Genomic DNA, 18,718 nt, shown 5'->3' with positions numbered 1-18,718 from the left:
TCGACCCAAGAGGCCTGGACGGTCGACCCAAGAGGCCTGGACGGTCGGCCCAAAGAGATCTGACGGTGTATCAGAAAAGGCCTTCCGTCGTCCGGAGGACTGCGGCATCCTGCGCCCATGCAGACGGAGCTGAGCAAGAAACTGGGAGTCGAGCACGCCATCTTCGGCTTCACGCCGTTCCCCGCCGTCGCCGCGGCCATCAGCCGGGCCGGCGGCTTCGGAGTGCTCGGCGCGGTCCGCTACACGGCCCCCGACGACCTCAAACGCGACCTCGACTGGATCGAGGCCCATGTCGACGGCCGGCCCTACGGCCTGGATGTCGTCATGCCCGCCAAGAAGGTGCAGGCCCCGAACAATCAAACACTGACCGAGGCCGATGTCGAGGCGATGATCCCCGAGGGGCACCGGCAGTTCGTCAACGACACTCTCGCCAAGTACGGCGTGCCCGAACTGGCCGAGGGGGAGGCGTCCGGCTGGCGTATCACCGGGTGGATGGAGCAGGTCGCCCGCAGCCAGCTCGACGTCGCCTTCGACTACCCGATCAAGCTGCTCGCCAACGCCCTGGGCTCACCGCCCGCGGACGTCGTGGAGCGCGCCCATGACCGGGGTGTGCTGGTCGCCGCGCTCGCGGGCAGCGCCCGGCACGCCGTCAAGCACAAAGAGGGCGGTATCGACATCGTGGTGGCCCAGGGCTACGAGGCGGGCGGCCACACCGGAGAGATCGCCTCCATGGTGCTCACGCCCGAGGTGGTGGAAGCGGTCGACCCGCTGCCCGTCCTGGCGGCCGGGGGGATCGGCAGTGGCCAACAGGTGGCTGCCGCACTCAGCCTCGGCGCACAGGGTGTGTGGCTCGGCTCCATATGGCTGACCACCACAGAGGCCGAACTGCCCTCGCCCAGGCTCATCCAGAAGTTGCTGGCCGCAGGCTCCGGCGACACCGTGCGCTCCCGCGCCCTGACCGGAAAGCCCGCACGTCAGCTGCGCACCGAGTGGACCGACGCCTGGGACGACACGAACGGGCCCGGCACCCTCCCCATGCCCCTGCAGGGGCTGCTCGTCGCCGAGGCCGTCTCCCGGATCCAGAAGTACGAGGTCGAGCCGCTGCTCGGCACACCCGTCGGCCAGATCGTCGGCCGGATGAACAGCGAACGCAGCGTCCAGGCCGTCGTCGACGACCTCACCCGCGGCTTCGAGCAAGCCGTCGATCGCATCAACCGCATCGCCGGAAGGAGCGGCCAGTGACGAGCACACCCCCCGCGGGCTTCTGGGCCCAGGCAGCGGCCGACCCCGACCGCACGGTCCTAGTCGCCCCCGACGGCGAGGAGTGGACCGCCGGCCGACTGCACGCCGCCGCCAATCGCCTCGTCCACGGCCTGCGCGCGGCCGGGATGGAACGCGGCGACGCCTTCGCCGTCGTCCTGCCCAACAGCGCCGAGTTCTTCACCGCCTACCTCGCCGCCAGCCAGGCCGGCTTCTACCTGGTCCCCATCAACCACCACTTCGTCGGCCCCGAGATCGCCTGGATCGTCGCCGACTCCGGCGCCAAGGTGCTCCTCGCCCACGAACGCTTCGCCGCCCCCGCACGTCACGCCGCCGACGAAGCCGGCCTGCCCGGCACCCACCGGTACGCGATCGGCACGGTCGAGGGCTTCAGGCCGTACGCCGAACTCCTCGACGGACAACCGGAGTCGGCGCCTGCGGATCGCGAGCTCGGCTGGGTCATGAACTACACCTCGGGCACCACCGGCCGACCGCGCGGCATCCGGCGCCCGCTGCCGGGCAAGGTCCCCGAGGAGGCGTACCTGGGCGGTTTCCTCGGCATCTTCGGCATCCGCCCGTTCGGCGACAACGTGCACCTCGTCTGCTCGCCGCTCTACCACACGGCCGTCCTCCAGTTCGCGGGCGCGTCCCTGCACATCGGCCACCGTCTGGTGCTGATGGACAAGTGGACGCCCGAGGAGATGCTCCGGCTGATCGACCGTGAGAAGTGCACCCACACACACATGGTCCCGACCCAGTTCCACCGCCTGCTCGCCCTGCCCGAGGAGGTGCGCGCCCGCTACGACGTCTCCTCCATGCGGCACGCCATCCACGGCGCCGCCCCCTGCCCCGACCATGTGAAGCGGGCGATGCTCGACTGGTGGGGCCCATGTGTGGAGGAGTACTACGCGGCCAGCGAGGGCGGCGGCGCCTTTGCCACCGCCGAGGACTGGCTGAAGAAGCCCGGCACGGTCGGCAAGGCCTGGCCCATCAGCGAACTCGCGATCTTCGACGACGACGGCAACCGGCTCCCGCCAGGCGAACTCGGCACCGTCTACCTGAAGATGAACACCGGCGGCTTCGCCTACCACAAGGACGAGGCCAAGACGAGGAAGAACCGCATCGGTGACTTCTTCACCGTCGGCGACCTCGGCTGTCTCGACGAGGACGGCTACCTCTTCCTGCGCGACCGCAAGATCGACATGATCATCTCCGGCGGGGTCAACATCTACCCGGCCGAGATCGAGTCCGCGCTCCTCGCCCACCCGGCCGTCGCCGACGCCGCCGCCTTCGGCATCCCGCACGACGACTGGGGCGAAGAGGTCAAGGCCGTCGTCGAACCGGCCCACGGCCACGAGCCGGGCCCCGACCTCGCCGCCGCGATCCTCGACCACTGTGCCGAGCAACTCGCCGGCTACAAGCGGCCCAAGAGCGTCGACTTCATCACCGAGATGCCACGCGATCCCAACGGGAAGCTGTACAAGCGGCGGTTGCGGGATCCGTACTGGAAGGGCCGCTCACGCCCCGTGTGACCGCGGCCGACACGGGATCCGGGGCCGGCGGTTTCAGGCGCGATGGCGGGGCACGGACTCCAGGCACAGGGCGAGGCCGCTGGCGTCGGTGCCGATCTTGCGGTAGACGGAGGACAGCAAGTGCCGCACGCCCTGCTCGGTGAGACGCAGCTCCTTGGCGACCACTGCCACCGGCTGGCCCTGGACGGTCAGTTCGGCGGTACGGCGTTCCTGAGCGGTCAGCGTGTCGGCTTGCACATACCGCAGCGGCAGCGGGCGCAGACCGGCCCCCGACAGTTCCTCCCTGGCCCGGGCGGCGAGCGCCTCGGCCCCACAGTGGACGGCGCCTTCCAGGCCTTGGTAGAGCCGATCGGCGGCCTCCTGGAGCCGCCCGTTGCGGGACAGCGAGGCGCCGTGGCCGACCAGGGCGCGGGCGAGTTCGTACGAGGACGGTGACTGCTCCAGGTGCTCGACGGCCTCCGCGTACAGGTCGAGCGCCGCCGGCCCGCCGGTCACCTCGGCGAGGGTGTGGAGGGACTGGCCGATGGTGGAGGCGGCGCCGAAGTCCCGGGCTCGCTTGACGGCCTCCTGGGCGTGGTCGACCGCCTCGTCCGGTGCGGTGGGCGCGAGCGCGGACGCGAGCCGCAGCTGCCACGGGCACCAGGCCGGATTGCGCCACGCTCGCTGGTCCAGCCAGTCCCCGACCAAGGACAACAGCGCCGCCGCTTCGGCGTGCCGCCCCTCCGCCAGGAGCAGCTCCGCGTACACGGTGCGCGGGTCGGGGTAGATGACGGCGTTCGGAGTCATCTCCCCGAAGTGGTGCTCGTCGGCCAGTGCGCGCGCCTCGGCGATGCGCCCACGGGCCAGTAGGGTCTTGATGAGAATGCCGACGGCGAACCACTGGGCGGGCACCGCCCCTTCCACCTTGTCGGCGATGCGCAGCCCCTCCCGTACGCGGTCCTCGGCCTCGGCCAGGCAGCCGCGGCGGTAGCGGATGTAGCCGGCGAGGGTCTGGCCGAAGGCGAGGTGAGAGCCGCGCCAGCCTTTGGCCGCGCACTCCTCGATGTCCTTGTTGAACAACTCCTCGGCCCGTCGCGGCTGGTCGCCGTACATGAACACCAGGGCGACCGAAACGGGTACCTCGAAACCCCGGTTCTCGTCGGTCCAGCTCATGCCGCCGCGCAGGGCCTTCTCGGCGTAGGCGAGGGCGGTCTGCCTGGGTTCGCCGCGCTTCACCGCGTCCCAGGCCCGCAGCCCCAGGATGTAGCGCTCCTCCAGTCTGCGACCGGGCAACTGCTCGGCCAGCCGCGTCAGCGTCCGGGAACGGGCGGGCGAGTCGGGGTCATCGGTGCGGACCATGCTCCAGACGAAATGATCGGCCTGCATACGCAGTTTGACGCGCGGATTCGTGGCCTGCCGCGCCTCCTCGGCCGCCACGGTCACGGCCTCCGCCAGCTGATCGGTGTGGGCCAGAGCCTGCGTCAGCCGATAGACGATGGAGGCGCGCAGATCGGGGTCGACGTCGGGTTCCGCCAGCGCCTGGCGCAGATACCGCACGGTGGCCGTGGGCTCGATCAGGAACGTGGAGCACGCGAGCTCGTGAAGGATCGCGGCACGGTCCTCGGGAAGCGGCGGCTCCTGCAGCGCACGGGTCAACAGACGCCGAGCCGCCTCGGTCGCCCCGGCGCGAAGGTATTCACCGGCCGCCTCGCGCAGACATGCGACCGCCTCGGGGTTGCCCTCGCAGGGGACCTCCAGCAGGTGCCGGGCGGCGGCGGTGGGGCCGTACCCCGCGGCCAGGACGGCCTCCGCGGCGGCGTTGTGCAGACCGACCCGGAAGGCTGAGCGGATGGACCGGTAGATCGTGGTGGCGATCAGTGGGTGAACGAACTCGAGCTCACCCCCGGGACCATGACCGTCGGCCAGGATCCGGGCGGCGCGCAACTGCTGGGTCGCCTCGGCGACGGCCTCGTCGCCGAGCACCGCGATCGTCGCGGCGAGCTGCGGTGAGAAGGGCGAACCCAGCACGGCCGCGATGTGCGCGAAGCGGACGGTCGACGTGTCGAGCCCTTCGAGACGCTCGATCAGCCCCGGGCCCTTGACCGCCGCGGCCAGCTCACGCATCGCAGGCAGGTCGCCCTCGGCGCCCCTCAGCTTCCGCTCGCCGAGTTCGAAGGCGAGCTCCACCGCCTCGAAGGGACTCCCGCCGGTGGCCGACCAGCATTCCTTGCAGAACCGGTCCTCGGCCTCCTCCCCGACCTCGTGCCTGACGATCCGCGCCACTCCGTCGGCGGTGAGCCGGTCCAAGGCGTGGGGACGGCCCCCGTGTCGTCCGACGAGTCTGCGGAGCTCCTCCGCCTCGGGCGGCAGTTCGTCGGGCCGGTAGGCGAGCACGATCAGCAGCGGAAGGTCCTCGACCCGTTGCGCGAAGGAGGAGAGCCAGTTGAGGGACTCGGCGTCCGCCCAGTGCAGGTCGTCCAGGAGCAGCACGACGGGCGCCTTCTTCACCGTGAGACGCGTCATGACCCAGTCGAGGCCTTCGCGGACCCCCGTCGGGTCCGGCACAGGGACGGGGTCGCGCGCCTCGAGACCGAGCGCGGCGGCGACGATGTCGTACCAACTGCCCAGGAAGGAGCGGAGGTCCGCCCCGTCCATCTTCGCCAGCGGAGGCTGCACGAGCTGGCGCACCACGCGGAACGCCAGCCCCTGTTCCTTCTCACCGCCCCGGCCCGAGAGCACGGTGAACCCGTGCGCCGCAGCCCGGGAGCGGGCAGCCCTGATGAGAGCGGTCTTGCCCAGCCCGGCCGACCCGGTGAAGGCCAGCAGCCCCCTGCGCCGCGCCCGCGGAACGCCGTCCGTGGTGTGCCGCAGTTCCTTGAACGCGGCGTCGAGGGCATGAAGTTCCCGCTGCCGCTCGATCAACATCCCTTGCTCGGTGACCGGGGGCCGCGGCTCCTTCGCCATGTGCCGTACCGCCTTCAGTAGTTCGGCCTCGGAGCAGCCGAGCGTACGCCTCCTGGAGGTACGGCAGGCCGGAATGTGCACCAATGGATGAATCATGGATCGAGGGGAATGAGAAAGCCCGTTTCTCGGGTAGGAAATTCGGATGGGCCCCTTCCCGGGAGCCTTTTCACCGCCCCGTGACGGCGGCCGTCACGGGAGCGCCGACACACACGCCGCATCCGCGTAGCGCGGCACGGTTCGGGACCAGTAGTAACAGCCGCGGATCCAGCCGATCATGCCCTCCACATAGCCGACGCCCGAGGGGCTCAACTCCGGTTCGACCTGCGCGTAGAGCCCCTGGAACTCCTTGATCGTGCCGTTGATCTGCCGGATGGCCAGCATGACGGCCGCCGGCAGCGAGCAGCGCTGTTCGCGCTGGTGCGCGAGGGCCAGGTTGATCATTCCGCCTGCGCGTTGTTCCTTCACCGCGGAGAACAGGTCGGGTATCCACACCGCAGCGTCGGCGGACAACCGGCCCAGTCGGCGTACGACGGGGTGGTGGAGTTCGGCGAGGCTCAGCTCGTGCGGCTGGGCGGCCTCGCACAGCGGATGGAACGGCTCGACGCCCGCGGTCAGTGACCGTATCGACGTGCAGTGCCCGGTCCGCAGGGGGAGGGGGTCGGCCTGTGCGACCGCTTCGTACAACAGGCCGTGCACGTACTCACGGCTCTTCCACGCCCACCGGGCGGCCTGGGCCGGCGTGCACCGTTCCCGGACCTGCCGGTGGAGATCGGCCAGGGCCGCGCCGAGCGGAGTGCTGGGCTGTCGGCTGTCCCGCAGAATTGCGATGCTCTCGAAGAGCATGGGCAGGAGCAGACCCGGAGAGTGCCGGCCGATTTCCTCCGCCCGGTCGTCGAAGACGAATTGATAGGCGATCTGATTGGCCACGATCTGGAGGAGACCGGAATCCATGGTGGGGCAGTTGTAGGAGGCGAGCTCGGCGGGGCGCGTGCGGGCGATCATCGACGCCACCTCCGGATCGTCGGTCAGACCCCACACGGCCAACCATGCGTCGACGCCGGCCGTGACTGCGGATTCATGGCGATTCCGCATGAATGGGAAGGGCATGTGGAGGTGGGTGTCGATCAGTTCCTTGAGATGGGGAACCGGAGTTCCGTTTTGCACACCGACCGTGATTTCCTCATGCGTTGTCGACACCGTTGCCACCTGCCGTCCAGGAATCCGATACGCGATGTGTGGCCCTGGGTTCGCAGTCCATGACCAGGGTGCGCGGCCCCAGAGTGATCGCGGGGCGCGGTTTGGGTTCGACATGCCCGGGCAGATGGCGCAGCCGCCAGCGCCCGGCAATGGTCGCGAGCGCCAGTGTGGCCTCCACCATGGAGAACTCGTCTCCCAGACATTTGCGGCTGCCTGCGGAGAACGGCATCATCGCGCGGCGCTGTACGGCGGTGACCTGCCCCGGCAACCAGCGGTCGGGGAGGAAACGATCGGGTTCGGTGAACGACGAGGCGTCGTGGTGCAGGAGATAGGGGCTGTACAGGACGGTGGCGCCCTGCGGCAGGCGGCACCCGGCGAGTTCCGTCTCCTTGGTGGTGAGGCGGGTGAAGAGCCAGCCGGGCGAGGTGTGGCGCAACGTCTCGGAGACGACGCACCGGGTGTAGACGAGGTGCGGCAGATCGTCGGGGCCGGGCCGGCGACCTCCGGGGAGAACGGCGTCGAGCTCGGCGTGCAGACGGCGTTCCGCCACCGGATGGCGGGCCAGCAGGCTGAAGGCGTCGGCCAGGCACAGCGCGGGGGCCTCGACACCGGTGAGCAGGAGCGTGATCAGGTGATCGTGGACTTCCTGGTCGGTGATCGCCGGCGTTCCGCCCTCCCCCCGCGTGGCCGCGAACAGGGTTCCCAGCACATCGTCGTGGGAGGCACCCCGGCGACGGTCCGCGATGGCGGCGTCGATGATCGTGTGCAGCCGGTCGACCGCGCGCAGATAGCGGCGGTTGGCGGGAGTGGGAAGGCGGAACAGGGCGTCGATCGGCACGGCCGTGCGGACGAACAGGCCACGGACGATGACGGTGAGACAGTCCCGCACCTCGGCGGACGTGGCGTCGTCGAGTGAGTCGGAGAGGAGAACACGGCTGATCACCCGGGTCGTCAGCGCCATCATCGCGTCACTGACGCGGACCGCCTGCCCGGCAGACCACGCCTGGCACACCGACTCGGCCTCCTCACCGACCAGGTTCGCGTAGGTGGCGACGTGGGAAGGGCGAAAACCTGGTTGCAGCAGCCTGCGTTTTTCCCGATGCGCCGGTTGGCGGCAGGTGACGAGACCGTCGCCCATCAGCTTCCCGAGCTTGTCGTAGAGCGGGCCCCCTTTGTCGAAGGTGTGGGGATCCTTGAGCATCTCGTGGACCAGCTCCGGGTGACACACCATCCAGGCGCGCTGGGGGCCCAGCCGTATCTCGACCAGATCCCCGTACGAGGGCAAAGAATTCAGAAACACCAGCGGTTGACGGAACAACGCGATACCGTGACCGAGGATGGGGAATATGCCTGGAGCAGTACCTGTCCGCCATACTCGCTCCTGTTCAGGCACAGCACGGCTCATGGGAAACCTCCTGCCTGATGTGACACGCAAAAAATCGGTGAACGTGCCACGGACTTGACACTTGAGACAAGTCCTGCCCAGTTCAAGCAGCAATCGGTTTCCGGAAACCTTTCTCCAAAGGGGCGCACAGGGGCACGGAGAAGCAAAGGAAGCATTCGGCCAGGGGTAGTTGATGCATCGTACGGCGATAGGCGAATTTCACCTGTCACTCAGATGTGGTTCCGCCCCATGTGGCCCCGCCCTATGTGGTCCCGCCCCATGTGGGACGGGACCACAGTCGCTCAGCGTTCGCGTACGTGGACGACCTTCAGGGCGGGAGACGACAGGATGTCCTTCTCTCAGAACCGCGCGGTCACCCACTTCTCACCCGAGAACAACCGGGTCTGGTCGCTGAAGTGGGCCGACCTCGGGTTCGAGGACTGCGAGTACGTCAGCAGCGTCCGGGCCACCGGGCAGCGGCCGCCGTCCCAGCCCACGGCCTGGATGTAGCTGGATCCGGTCGTCACCTCCGCGTAGCCGCCGCCCGCCGGATTCCACACCGGCTCGATCTTGTTCCACACGCCCAGCCCCTCCGTGCCACCCGGAACGGGGACGCGCTGACCGTTCCGTACGACGAACTGGTGCTCACCGAGGCGGGAGTCGAGGGCGATGCCCGTCGCCCGGAGTTCGGCGACCGTGTCCGCGAGGGCCGCGGCGAAGCCGGGGGCGGCGGTGTTGAGGGTGTTCGGCGTGCGCACCGGGTCCGCCGCCGAGAAGGGCACCTTCCAGCGCTGCGCGGCCGGCACCTTCGCCGTCAGCTTTCGCCAGAATCGGTCGAAGAGCAGGGCGCCCCGGCTGCCGGTGTCCATGGTGCGATCCCATCCCGCGAGCACCGAACAGGCCTCGGTGACGTCAACGGCCTTGCCGTCACTTCCTGTTGCCGTCCCGCCCGGCAGCGCGGCGCACGCCGTCGCCGTGTCGGTCGCGGCCAGGTCGGCCGCGGGCGCCCGGTTCGCGAACTGCTGCCGCTCCAGATCCCGGACGGTCAGCCCGCCCCGCTCGGCCAGCGCCGCCACGTCCTCGATCGCTCCACGCGTGCGCAGCGAGCGCTGGGTGCCGATGTTGCCGAAGATCCGCTCGTATCCGGTGAGCGGCCGGTCGGCGTTGGCCAGCCACGCGCTGTCGTTGGAGTTCTCCGCGTACGGCGCGTCCTTCAGCGTAGGCATGTGCGCGGGCCCGAAGGTCCCGGGCTGGACGGCGTCGGTGTCGCGCCCCAGGGCGCAGTCGCCCCGGGAGCCGTCGAGGACCGCGAGGCCCGCCGCCGGGTAGGTGACCTTGCCGAGGTCCGTGGAACACCGCGCCGCGACGTCGTCGGTGATCCGGGGCAGCACCTGCGACTGGGTGTACAGGGAATGCCCCGAGGAGTCCGCGGCGACGGTGTTCACCCACGGGAGCCCCTGGTGCCGGGCGAGGGAGGCGAGGACGTCGGCGGTGCCGCGCGCCTTGCTGAAACCGAGCGAGGTGTCGGCGAAACGCATGTTGGCCGCGTTGGGGTCATTGATCGCGTACGCCGTCGACGCGGTCCAGGGCAGCGGCAGCTCGCCGTCGGCGGAGGCGACCACCGGGCCGTACCGGGTCCACCACTGGGTGCGGGTCACCGGTGCGCCGCCCTTGACCGCGACGGTCACGGTCCGCTTCTTCATCCGCTCGGATTCACCGTCCACCACATAGACGGTGGGGTCGGCCGGATCCAGGGTCAGACGGTGCAGATTGAACGGGACGCCCGTAGAAACAGTGTGGCTCCACGCCACATGTGAGTTGTAGCCGATGGAGATCGTCGGTGAACCCAGCAGCGAAGCACCGGCCACGTCGAGCTCGCCGGGAATCGTCTGCTGCGCCTGCCAGAAGCGGCGTCCGCCGTGCCACGGGTAGTGCGGGTTGCCCAGCAACAGGCCTCGGCCTGTTGCTGTGGTGTCGCCACGGAGGGCGACCGCGTTCGACCCCATGCCCGCGTCGGCCGTCCGCTCGCGCACGGCCCGGATGAGGGCCGCGGCACTCGGACCGGTCCCGGTGCCCCGGGCCATGGCGGCTGATCCGGTGGTGGGCGGCTGGGCGCTCGTGATGTCGTCCACCGCGCCGCCCTGGCCGCCGAGCACGGTGATGGCGTAGAAGCGGGCGGCCACGTCCAGCGAGGTGACCGGCCGCACCCAGGCGGCGCCCTTGCACGCGGGGTCGGTGACCCGGTTCTGCTTCAGCCAGGCGTTGTACCCGGCCGCGAAGCCCCGCATGAGGTCCTTGACCTGACGGCTCGGACCGCGCGGTGCCGGCTCGGCGAGGAGCTTCTCCACCGTGCGCGTCTGGCGTACGCCTCGGAAGTACAGGTCGCTGGAGAGGTTCTTGGTGGCCGAGGACAGCGAGAAGTCGGTCGCCGCGTCCGGCCCGAAGAACCGCGAGCGCTCGCCGCGCACGGTCACGAACCCGTCGGCCAGCGTGCACACCTGGTCGGCGGCCTGCGCCCAACCGGTTCCGAAACCAAGGGACTTGTAGTCCTTGGCGACAATGTGCGGAATGCCGTACTCGGTATAGCGGACGTCGGCGGACAGGCCGCCGTGCGAGAGCTGTTCGTGCAGGTCCTGCCGGCCCTGACTGTCGTTCCGGTCCTGTCGTTCGGCCGCGGTCGCGGGCAGTCCGGCCGTGGCGGCGAGCAGGGCGACGGCCGCGACGACGAGCCGTCTGGGGCGGGTGCGCATCGTGCCTCCCAACGTCATTGAGGGAAGGAACCGTTGAGCGTACCAACGGGTATGTGCCCCCGGTGCAGTCTCGTGCCGTCCTGCTTGACCTGTCCGTGCGACACACCGAGGATCATGTGTCATGACGCCAGGACACGGCAGCACGGTTGACGGAGTACTGCGCCGAAGTGCCCGACGCACCCCGGCGCGCGTCGCGGTCGACCACCGCGACCGCTCCTGGACGTACGAGGAACTCGACGAGGCCGTATCGCGCGCGGCGCGCGTGCTGCTCGACCAGGGCCTCACCCCGGGCGACCGGGTCGGCGCCTACGGACACAACTCGGACGCCTATCTCATCGCCTTCCTCGCCTGCGCCCGCGCGGGCCTCGTCCACGTCCCCGTCAACCAGAACCTCACCGGCGACGACCTCGCGTACATCGTCGGCCAGTCCGGCAGCTCCCTGGTCCTCGCGGACCCGGACCTGGCGGACCGCCTCCCGGACGGTGTCCGTACGTTGCCGTTGCGCGATGCCGACGACTCACTGCTGGCGCGGCAGGCCACGGCGTCCGCCTACGACGGCCCGGAGCCGCGCAGCGAGGACCTGGTGCAACTGCTCTACACCTCGGGTACGACCGCCTTGCCCAAGGGCGCGATGATGACCCACCGCGCCCTGGTCCACGAGTACCTGAGCGCGATCGCCGCCCTCGATCTGAGCGCCGGCGACCGCCCCGTCCACTCGCTGCCGCTGTACCACTCGGCGCAGATGCACGTGTTCCTCTTGCCGTACCTGGCGGTCGGCGCCACGAACATCATCCTGGACGGGCCCGACGGCGAGCAGCTCTTCGATCTGATCGAAGCGGGCCGCGCGGACAGTCTGTTCGCGCCGCCCACCGTGTGGATCGGCCTGGCCAACCGACCCGACTTCGCGACCCGCGACCTGGATGGACTGCGCAAGGCGTACTACGGCGCGTCGATCATGCCGGTGCCGGTACTGGAGCGGCTGCGTGAGCGGTGGCCCAAGCTCGCCTTCTACAACTGCTTCGGCCAGAGCGAGATCGGCCCGCTGGCCACCGTGCTGGCCCCGGACGAACACAAGGGCCGCATGGACTCCTGCGGCCGCACCGTCCTCTTCGTCGACGCCCGTGTGGTCGACGAGGACGGCGAGGACGTGCCCGACGGCACGCCCGGCGAGATCGTCTACCGCTCCCCGCAGTTGTGCGAGGGCTACTGGGACAAGCCCGAGGAGACCGCCGAGGCCTTCCGGGACGGATGGTTCCACTCCGGCGACCTTGCGGTGCGGGACGCGCACGGCTACTTCACCATCGTCGACCGGGTGAAGGACGTCATCAACTCCGGTGGCGTACTGGTGGCTTCGCGCCAGGTCGAGGACGCGCTGTACACGCACGAGGGCGTTGGCGAGGTGGCCGTCATCGGCCTGCCCGACGAACGGTGGATCGAGGCGATCACGGCGGTCGTCGTCCCACGCGGCGGCGTGACCGAGGCCGAACTGATCGAGTACGCGCGCGAGAAGCTCGCCCACTTCAAGGCGCCCAAGCGGGTGGTGTTCGTGGACGAGCTGCCGCGCAACGCGAGCGGGAAGATCCTCAAGCGGGAGCTGCGGGACCGGTTCGCCGGTGACTAGCCGAGGCCGGTTCGGCAGCGGCTGCGGCTAGCGGGGCCGCAGGTCCTCGATCCGCCTGATCTTGCCCACGGACCGTTCCAGCGACTCCGGTTCGACGATCTCCACCGCGACCGACACCCCGATGCCGTCCTTCACGGCCGCCGCGATGGCCTGCGCGGCGGCGTCCCTCGTCTCGGGCGACGCGTCGCGGCGAGCTTCCGCCCGCACCGTGAGGGCGTCGAGACGGCCCTCCCGGGTGAGCCGCAGCTGGAAGTGTGGCGCCACCCCAGGTGTCCGGAGCACGATCTCCTCGATCTGTGTGGGGAAGAGATTGACCCCGCGCAGGATGACCATGTCGTCACTGCGCCCGGTGATCTTCTCCATCCGCCGGAACACCCGGGCGGTGCCCGGCAGGAGCCGCGTCAGATCCCGCGTGCGGTACCGGATGACGGGCATGGCCTCCTTGGTGAGCGAGGTGAAGACCAGCTCGCCCTCCTCGCCGTCCGGCAACACCTCACCAGTGATCGGATCGACGACCTCGGGCAAAAAGTGGTCTTCCCACACATGGAGCCCGTCCTTGGTCTCCACACATTCCTGCGCGACCCCCGGCCCGATCACCTCGGACAGCCCGTATATGTCGACGGCGTCGATCGCGAACCGCTCCTCGATCTCCTGACGCATCTGCTCCGTCCAGGGCTCGGCACCGAAGATGCCCACACGCAGGGAGGTACCGCGCGGATCGACGCCCTGCCGCTCGAACTCGTCGAGGAGAGTGAGCATGTACGAAGGCGTCACCATGATGATCTCGGGCCTGAGGTCCTGGATCAGCTGGACCTGGCGGGCCGTCATACCGCCGGACGCGGGGATGACCGTACAACCGAGCCGTTCGGCACCGTAGTGTGCGCCGAGCCCACCGGTGAACAGCCCATAGCCGTACGCCACATGCACCTTGTCCCCGCGCCGCCCGCCCGCCGCTCGGATCGAGCGGGCCACCATGTCGGACCACAGGGAAAGGTCGGCGTCCGTGTAGCCGACGACCGTGGGACGTCCGGTGGTGCCGCTGGAGGCATGGATGCGGCGAACACGGTCCTGGGGCACGGCGAACATCCCGTACGGGTAGTTCTCGCGCAGGTCGGCCTTGGTCGTGAACGGGAAGCGGGCCAGATCGGTGAGGGAACGGCAGTCGTCGGGCCGTACGCCTGCCTTGTCGAAGGACTCCCGGTAGAACGGCACGTTGTCGTACGCGTGCCGAAGTGACGTCCGCAACCGCTCCAGCTGCAACGCCCGCAACGCCTCCGGGCCGAGCCGTTCCCCCGAGTCCAGCAGCTCCGTCGCATCCGCCATGGGGAGTTCTCCCTCGCCAACCACATCAATCCGGGCGACCGATCATTCGGTCCGGCTGTTCGGGATCAGTAATCCAGGCGGCGAATGATCAGGCAAGGGGGTGGCTCGTACTTTCTGCGAGTGGCGCCGTTCAGAATGGAGCACCTCGGACCTGCGTGGCACCGGGGACTCCTCGGTGCCGGTGGATCCAGCCCACGTACCGCTGCGACCATCTTGTGGACGACGTCGACGTGTTGCGGGCCCACATGGGGCTGGCCCACATGAGGCGCGCCCACATGGGACCAGCCCACACCCGCTCCGCGCTCTCCCGACTCGCCGCCCCGTCCTCGTCCTCGCCGTCGAACGGGCTGGATCGGCCCGGCTGCTCGCCGGTCGTTAAAGTTTCGTCAAAGAGAGCTGGAAGAGGGACCTCAACGAGGGGGGACAGCTGTGGGCGCTCCACGCCTGAGCAGTACGCCATTGCCCGGCATCGGGGTCCGCTACGACCTCACCACGCGCGAACAGCGCCGCCTGTCGGTGGTCGCCCACCGGGACGGATCGCGGACGCTGAGCGCGTACCGCAAGGACGATCCGGACGCCTGTGCGCTGTCGGTGCGGCTCACCTCGGGTGAGGCGGCCACGCTGATCGACGCGTTGATGCCGGCGCACCACAGCCCCAACCTGCTGTCCACCACCGAACTGGGCCTCGTCGCCGAGCGGGTCGAGCTGTCCGCCACGTCGCACTGGAACGGACGGCTGCTCGGCGAGACCCGGATGCGCACCGAGACCGGCGTGTCCATCGTGGCCGTGCTGCGCCGCGCCGAGGCCATCCCCTCGCCGACGCCGGACTTCCGGCTGTCCGGCGGAGACACCCTGATCGTGATCGGCACCCGCGAGGGTGTGGAGGCGGCCGCCGCGATACTCGGACGGGAGTGAGCCGCGATGCACTCCTCCGCGGTCTTCCTCATCGAGTTCGGCGCGATCATCCTCGCCCTGGGTCTGCTGGGCCGGTTCGCCGGGCGGTTCCAGTTCTCGCCGATCCCCCTGTACCTGCTGGCCGGGCTGGCCTTCGGCGAGGGCGGTCTGCTTCCCCTGGGCACCAGCGAGGACTTCGTCGCCATCGGCGCCGAGATCGGTGTGATCCTGCTGCTGCTCATGCTCGGCCTCGAGTACACGGCCAGCGATCTGGTCTCCAACCTCAAGACCCAGTACCCGGCCGGTCTCCTCGACGCCGCGCTCAACGCCCTGCCCGGTGCCGCCATGGCGCTGCTGCTCGGCTGGGGCCCGGTCGCCGCCGTCGTACTGGCCGGCGTCACCTGGATCTCCTCCTCCGGTGTCATCGCGAAGGTCCTCGGCGACCTCGGGCGGCTCGGCAACCGCGAGACCCCGGTCGTCCTGAGCATCCTGGTCCTGGAAGACCTCTCCATGGCCGTCTACCTGCCGATCGTCACCGCCTTGCTCGCCGGTGCAGGTCTCGCCGCGGGAAGCGTCACGCTCGCCATCGCGCTCGGCGTCGCGGGACTCGTCCTCCTGCTCGCGGTGCGCTACGGCCGCCACATCTCCCGGTTCGTCTCCAGCGACGACCCCGAGAAGCTGCTGCTCGTCGTGCTCGGCCTGACCCTCGTCGTGGCCGGACTCGCCCAGCAGCTCCAGGTCTCCGCCGCCGTCGGCGCGTTCCTGGTCGGCATCGCGCTGTCCGGTGAGGTGGCCGAGGGTGCGCACCACCTCCTGGCGCCGCTGCGGGACCTGTTCGCCGCCGTGTTCTTCGTCTTCTTCGGTCTGCACACCGACCCCGCGAGCATCCCGCCGGTGCTGCTTCCCGCGCTCGCCCTGGCCGTCGTCACCGCGCTCACGAAGATCGCCACCGGCTACTGGGCCGCCAAACGCGCCGGGATCTCCGCGAAGGGCCGCTGGCGTGCGGGCGGCACGCTGGTCGCCCGCGGCGAGTTCTCCATCGTCATCGCCGGGCTCGCCGTCACCGCCGGCATCGAGCCGTCACTGGGCCCGCTGGCCACTGGCTACGTACTGATCCTGGTGGTCCTGGGCCCGCTGACCGCCCGCTACACCGAGCCCCTGGCAACCCGTCTGACGGAGCGTCTGGGCAGGCGTGCGCCGGGGCGCTCAGCATCCACGGCGAGCGAGGCCGTGGTCGAGGCCGACCCGTCGGCGGACGCACCGCACGATGTGGTGGAGGACCAGGACGTCGTCGGTCGGCCCCGAACGTGAGCGAGGGCCACGTGGTGCCTGGTATGGCCGGGGGTTGCCGGTCTGCGGCCGCCGTATGGGAGGGCCACACATCGGCTACGGACAGTCAGGGGCGGTCCGCCGGACAGCAGGTGCGCCTCAGCGGCTGAACCGGCGCCGGTACACGAAGTACCCGGCGGTCAGAGCCACCGCACCGACGGCCAGGCCGGCTCCCAGAGCCACCTCGAAGCTCGCCGGTCCCGTGCTACCGCCCAGGCCGCCCCTGACTCCCTGTGTGGGGAGGGGCGAGAGTGTGGGGATCGGCGAGCGTATGGGGAGGGGCGTGGAGACGGCCGCGTTGCGGTGGGGCAGGACCTCACAGGCGATGCCGTCGTGCCTCCCTCGGTCCTCGTCCAGGCGATGGTGGTCGTCGGGATCGCGGTTGAACTCCGCCTGTGCGTCTTCCTGGAAGGCGAAGTCGCTGCAGTCCATGTCGTTCCGGGCGTGGGCGATGTCGCTCGCCGGGCCTGCGGTGACAAGGACGGTGATCGCGGCTGCGCATATCGCGTGGATGCGTCGCTTCACGGGCGCTCCCTTTCGGTCCTGCGGTCTCGACGACCGTCATTGCGACCGTAGGGAGACCACCCGCTCACCGGCGCGTCCTGCTACGCCATACGACTTCTTCGCACGTCGGCGATGCCCGAACGGCCCAACCCGGGGTGCTCAGTCCCTCTGTGGCCCGTACGCCGTCATGAAACGGTCGCGGAACTTGTCCATGCCCCAGGTCGGCGCGTTCTCGGCCGGCTTGAGGCCGTCGGTCCACTGCCAGTCGGCGATCTTGTCCAGGACCTTCTGGTCGCGGGCGACGATGGTGACGGGGACGTCCTTGCTCGTGCTGCCTGCCGTGACGGTCGGGACGGGCTGGTGGTCGCCGAGGAAGACGAGGACCGTGTCGTCGGTGCCGTAGCGCTGCACCCATTCGGTGAGGCTGTGGATCGAGTACTCGATGGCACGGCGGTACTCGGTGCGGACGCGCTCGGGGTCCTTCCAGACCTCCTTGGGGTCCGTGCCCTCCTTCTTGATCTGGTGGAAGACCGAGCCGTCGCCCAGGTCGTCCCAGTCGACCATGCGGGCGATGGGGGACCAGGGGTTGTGGCTGGAGGCCAGGATGATCTCCGCCATGATCGGCTCGCGGTTCTTCTTGCCGTGCTCCAGGCGCTGGAAGGCCTCCAGGCTGAACTGGTCGGGCACGGGCGTCCAGCTGAAGTACGGGCCCTGGTAGCCCAGGTGCTCGGAGTCGTAGATGTGGTCGAGGGCGAAGAACTTGCCCTCCGGCCAGGCCCGCCGCACTCCGGGCACGACGCCGACCGTGCGCCAGGCACCGGTCTTGCGGAAGTAGCTGTTCAGTGTGGCGCGGTCACTGGTGGTCAGACTCCGGTACCGCTGCTGGTTCTTGATCCACAGACCGGACAGGAAGGTGGAGTGGGCGAGCCAGCTGCCGGCTCCCGTCACCGGGGACCTCAGCCAGGCGCTGCGCGACTGGAAGCCGGCCGTCTTGAGCGAGCTCGTCCCTTCCTTGAGTACCGCGTCGATCTGCGGCGCCATCGCCGGGTCGTCGATCGCGACACGGCCGTAGCTCTCGATGAACGTGAACAGCACGTCCTTGCCGCGTAGCCCCGTCAGCAACTGGTCCGGCGGGGTCTTCGCGAAGGCGTCGACCGATGCCTGCTTCTCGAAGACCCGTCCGTCCTTCAGGCCCGCGCGCACCTGCTCGATACGGTTGTTGACGAGGTCGGCGTTGCCCTTGGTGGCGAGCGGAACGCTGGTGACCTGGATGTTCAGCGTCATGCAGGTGATCCAAGCGGTGCCGAGGATCAGTGTCGTGCGGGCGGCGACGGCGCGGTGGCGGACCATCAGGTTCGTCACCCGCACCATCGCGAGCGTCATGAGGACGAGCACCGCGACGATCAGGACGAGCACCCCGACCACCGCGAGCACCTGGCCGGTACGCCCGAAGGACTCCCGCACGAACTCCGCCGCGTCGTCGAGCAGGATCCAGTCCAGGACCAGGTCGAAGGGGCGTGCCAGAACCGAGTAGAAGCCCATGTCCACGAACTTCAGGACAGTGAGCAGACCGAGGAGCGAGCCCGACACCACGGCCATCAGCCGCCGTGACCGCGTCGGGAGCGCCAGCAAGAGGCCCGCGAGCAGGATTCCCTCGGCCGGGAGGCGGAAGAACGCCTCGGCGTCGAGTCGTTCGAGGCGGTTCGGCACGAGGAGCGCGAAGAGCAGCAGTGCGCCGGCCAGGACCGTCGTCCCGATGGTGACGCCGCGTGCGGTACGGGGGTAGCGACGCCGCCAGCCGAACCAGCCGGGCGCTGGGGAGTCGGAGGCTGCCGGAGAGGGGCTCGCCATCGTTTCGCCGGCCGCCTCGACTGCCTGAGGGGTCTCAGCCGCGTCGGCTTCGTCGACCATCTGGGGCGTCTTAGCTGCGTCAGCTTTGTCGACCGCCTGGGCCGTCTCAGCAGCGTCAGCTCCGTCGGCT

12 protein-coding genes are annotated in these 18,718 nt (G+C 69.6%); 5 read left to right on the top strand and 7 right to left on the bottom strand.

Annotation, left to right across the window (positions count from 1 at the left end; all coding sequences use genetic code 11):
* Positions 1-117 precede the first annotated feature (117 nt).
* Complete coding sequence (locus tag EHO50_RS10995; protein WP_128429701.1) at positions 118-1,242, top strand: NAD(P)H-dependent flavin oxidoreductase; 1,125 nt, start codon at positions 118-120, stop codon at positions 1,240-1,242.
* On the top strand, positions 1,239-2,792 hold the full coding sequence (locus tag EHO50_RS10990) for an acyl-CoA synthetase (RefSeq protein WP_128429700.1): 1,554 nt from the start codon (positions 1,239-1,241) through the stop codon (positions 2,790-2,792). Before EHO50_RS10995 ends, EHO50_RS10990 begins: the two co-directional genes overlap by 4 nt.
* A gap of 33 nt (positions 2,793-2,825) precedes the next feature.
* Here the strand turns inward: EHO50_RS10990 and EHO50_RS10985 are convergent, their stop codons facing one another.
* The 4 genes from EHO50_RS10985 to EHO50_RS10970 form a co-directional block, all read right to left on the bottom strand.
* Complete coding sequence (locus EHO50_RS10985) at positions 2,826-5,735, bottom strand: ATP-binding protein (protein WP_128430654.1); 2,910 nt, start codon at positions 5,733-5,735, stop codon at positions 2,826-2,828.
* Between the two features lie 189 nt (positions 5,736-5,924).
* On the bottom strand, positions 5,925-6,842 hold the full coding sequence (locus EHO50_RS10980) for a (-)-alpha-amorphene synthase (RefSeq protein ID WP_220096430.1): 918 nt from the start codon (positions 6,840-6,842) through the stop codon (positions 5,925-5,927).
* 73 nt (positions 6,843-6,915) lie between these two features.
* Positions 6,916-8,337 (bottom strand): cytochrome P450, encoded by a 1,422-nt coding sequence (locus EHO50_RS10975; RefSeq protein ID WP_128429698.1) that lies wholly within the window; start codon positions 8,335-8,337, stop codon positions 6,916-6,918.
* Between the two features lie 338 nt (positions 8,338-8,675).
* The gene (locus EHO50_RS10970; protein WP_128429697.1) at positions 8,676-11,066 is read right to left on the bottom strand and encodes a penicillin acylase family protein; all 2,391 of its coding nucleotides are present in this window, start codon (positions 11,064-11,066) and stop codon (positions 8,676-8,678) included.
* Positions 11,067-11,187: 121 nt separating this feature from the next.
* Between EHO50_RS10970 and EHO50_RS10965 the strand changes: the two genes are divergently transcribed.
* Complete coding sequence (locus tag EHO50_RS10965) at positions 11,188-12,687, top strand: acyl-CoA synthetase (RefSeq protein WP_128429696.1); 1,500 nt, start codon at positions 11,188-11,190, stop codon at positions 12,685-12,687.
* A gap of 27 nt (positions 12,688-12,714) precedes the next feature.
* On the opposite strand, the gene paaK is transcribed toward EHO50_RS10965, so the two are convergent.
* Entirely contained in the window at positions 12,715-14,010 is a 1,296-nt protein-coding gene (paaK, locus tag EHO50_RS10960) for a phenylacetate--CoA ligase PaaK (RefSeq protein ID WP_128429695.1), read from the bottom strand.
* Positions 14,011-14,439: 429 nt separating this feature from the next.
* Between paaK and EHO50_RS10950 the strand changes: the two genes are divergently transcribed.
* Together EHO50_RS10950 and EHO50_RS10945 are read left to right on the top strand one after the other, a co-directional pair.
* Positions 14,440-14,925: a cation:proton antiporter regulatory subunit gene (locus EHO50_RS10950; protein WP_181449597.1), complete on the top strand. Its 486-nt coding sequence runs from the start codon at positions 14,440-14,442 to the stop codon at positions 14,923-14,925.
* Positions 14,926-14,931: 6 nt separating this feature from the next.
* The gene (locus EHO50_RS10945; RefSeq protein WP_128429694.1) at positions 14,932-16,215 is read left to right on the top strand and encodes a cation:proton antiporter; all 1,284 of its coding nucleotides are present in this window, start codon (positions 14,932-14,934) and stop codon (positions 16,213-16,215) included.
* 117 nt (positions 16,216-16,332) lie between these two features.
* Here EHO50_RS10945 and EHO50_RS10940 read toward each other — a convergent pair whose 3' ends face one another.
* Positions 16,333-16,758, bottom strand: a complete 426-nt coding sequence (locus EHO50_RS10940) for a hypothetical protein (protein ID WP_128429693.1) — start codon at positions 16,756-16,758, stop codon at positions 16,333-16,335.
* Between the two features lie 138 nt (positions 16,759-16,896).
* Entirely contained in the window at positions 16,897-18,588 is a 1,692-nt protein-coding gene (locus tag EHO50_RS10935) for an alkaline phosphatase family protein (protein ID WP_246101164.1), read from the bottom strand.
* Positions 18,589-18,718: the final 130 nt, after the last annotated feature.

This window comes from Streptomyces cyaneus (assembly GCF_004028635.1).
GTDB lineage: Bacteria > Actinomycetota > Actinomycetes > Streptomycetales > Streptomycetaceae > Streptomyces > Streptomyces cyaneus.
Note: the sequence above shows the minus strand (reverse complement) of the source record. Positions and strands in the feature narration are given on the sequence as shown.

What these genes read in the sequence shown, in the direction of transcription:
- EHO50_RS10995 (WP_128429701.1), top strand. Translation starts at nt 118, where the DNA reads ATGCAGACGGAGCTGAGCAAGAAACTGGGAGTCGAGCACGCCATCTTC.
- EHO50_RS10985 (WP_128430654.1), bottom strand. Translation starts at nt 5,735, where the DNA reads ATGGCGAAGGAGCCGCGGCCCCCGGTCACCGAGCAAGGGATGTTGATC.
- EHO50_RS10980 (WP_220096430.1), bottom strand. Translation starts at nt 6,842, where the DNA reads ATGCCCTTCCCATTCATGCGGAATCGCCATGAATCCGCAGTCACGGCC.
- EHO50_RS10975 (WP_128429698.1), bottom strand. Translation starts at nt 8,337, where the DNA reads ATGAGCCGTGCTGTGCCTGAACAGGAGCGAGTATGGCGGACAGGTACT.
- EHO50_RS10970 (WP_128429697.1), bottom strand. Translation starts at nt 11,066, where the DNA reads ATGCGCACCCGCCCCAGACGGCTCGTCGTCGCGGCCGTCGCCCTGCTC.
- EHO50_RS10965 (WP_128429696.1), top strand. Translation starts at nt 11,188, where the DNA reads ATGACGCCAGGACACGGCAGCACGGTTGACGGAGTACTGCGCCGAAGT.
- paaK (WP_128429695.1), bottom strand. Translation starts at nt 14,010, where the DNA reads ATGGCGGATGCGACGGAGCTGCTGGACTCGGGGGAACGGCTCGGCCCG.
- EHO50_RS10945 (WP_128429694.1), top strand. Translation starts at nt 14,932, where the DNA reads ATGCACTCCTCCGCGGTCTTCCTCATCGAGTTCGGCGCGATCATCCTC.
- EHO50_RS10935 (WP_246101164.1), bottom strand. Translation starts at nt 18,588, where the DNA reads ATGGCGAGCCCCTCTCCGGCAGCCTCCGACTCCCCAGCGCCCGGCTGG.